Annotated in this window: 2 protein-coding genes; both read right to left on the reverse strand. The window is 47.7% G+C overall.

The window, feature by feature from the left end; genetic code table 11:
* Positions 1-113: 113 nt before the first annotated feature.
* Complete coding sequence (locus HNQ59_RS19450) at positions 114-395, reverse strand: hypothetical protein (RefSeq protein ID WP_184042038.1); 282 nt, start codon at positions 393-395, stop codon at positions 114-116.
* Positions 396-464: 69 nt separating this feature from the next.
* Positions 465-1,169: hypothetical protein (locus HNQ59_RS19455; protein ID WP_221320308.1), on the reverse strand; the 705-nt coding region annotated here is incomplete at its 5' end.

A 1,169-nucleotide genomic window follows, 5' to 3' on the forward strand; every position in this document is an offset into this window, starting at 1 on the left:
TTGGCACGTGGGTTCGATGCCTCATCAAGTGTCTGCCTTGCCCCTGCTGTGTAATAGCCCTTGATCTCGTCGGTGATGCTGTTTCCCACTGCGCCCTGCAGCTTGACAACTACCTATCGTGGTTTCACCCATTCCTGAACAGATATCCCTTGTAGTACTACTGAAGCAAGAAACGAGACAACAATATCCAGATCTTCTTTTTTTTCCAGCCTGTATCTAATGTATGAAACTGCCAAAACCCCGCTTCGACTCTCCAGCAGCCTAAAATCATTTAAATCCGCCTCTGAAAATCCTTCAAATGATTCTATATTCCCTTCTTCGCTTTGTGGAATATTCCTCCCCAAAACCATGCCTATTTTCCGAATGGTCTCTGCGCTTAGCACTACCTTATTCATTGTTTTTTCCCCTTATACAGTGAGGCGTCAGAGATATGATTACTCTACGCTCCACCAGTCCAACATTAATTATAACCCCGGTAGACCTCTAACCCAGACACTTCCAGGGATACCTATAGAACTAAAGTCTCCTATCTGCGTGGTTAGATTTCCGTAACCAAGTTGTATCCGGCTCTTACCAAAGGAAATATTCCGAATTGCCATATCCGCAACTGCCTGGTTGGTATTAACAAAGTTTTGCTGCCTTAGCCTTGAAAATTCATTCTTGAAGTTACTCAAATTGGATTGAGCTAGAGAGCCGGACAATTCAGATGGAGCTCGACCATAAACTGCCTTATATGCAGAAAGAGTGTCTTCTAGCACTGCACGAGTAAGGCTTCCTCCTTCCAGTTTGAGCTTGATGGACTCACCCGCCGACGTAACGACCCGATTGTCTAAATAGAACTGTGGGCTACCATCAACAGTACTAATCAGACCAACCTCATGTGTTTCCCCTGCAGCCCTAACCAGCACAGAACCCTCACCGAGATCAGCATTGAAAGACACTGATAAATCAGATCTTTGGAATTTAACTGTTCTAGCCCCATCGCCAACCGGAACTGCACCGGCAGAAGCAATCATCTCCCCAGACTTTACCCCGCCCACCCCCACCCGCTCCAACCTAACCGGCAGCGGATTGGAATACAAGGTCCCAGGGGTGTACTCGAGAGGCAGGATATTCCAGTCAGGCAGCCCCTTGCCTCGCAGATACGCCGCAGTGTGGCTGATCGGGGC

The organism is Chitinivorax tropicus, assembly GCF_014202905.1.
Taxonomy (GTDB): Bacteria; Pseudomonadota; Gammaproteobacteria; order Burkholderiales; family SCOH01; genus Chitinivorax; species Chitinivorax tropicus.

Bases quoted from the DNA above. Each gene is read 5' to 3' on its own strand.
- HNQ59_RS19450 (WP_184042038.1), bottom strand. From the start codon at position 395: ATGAATAAGGTAGTGCTAAGCGCAGAGACCATTCGGAAAATAGGCATG.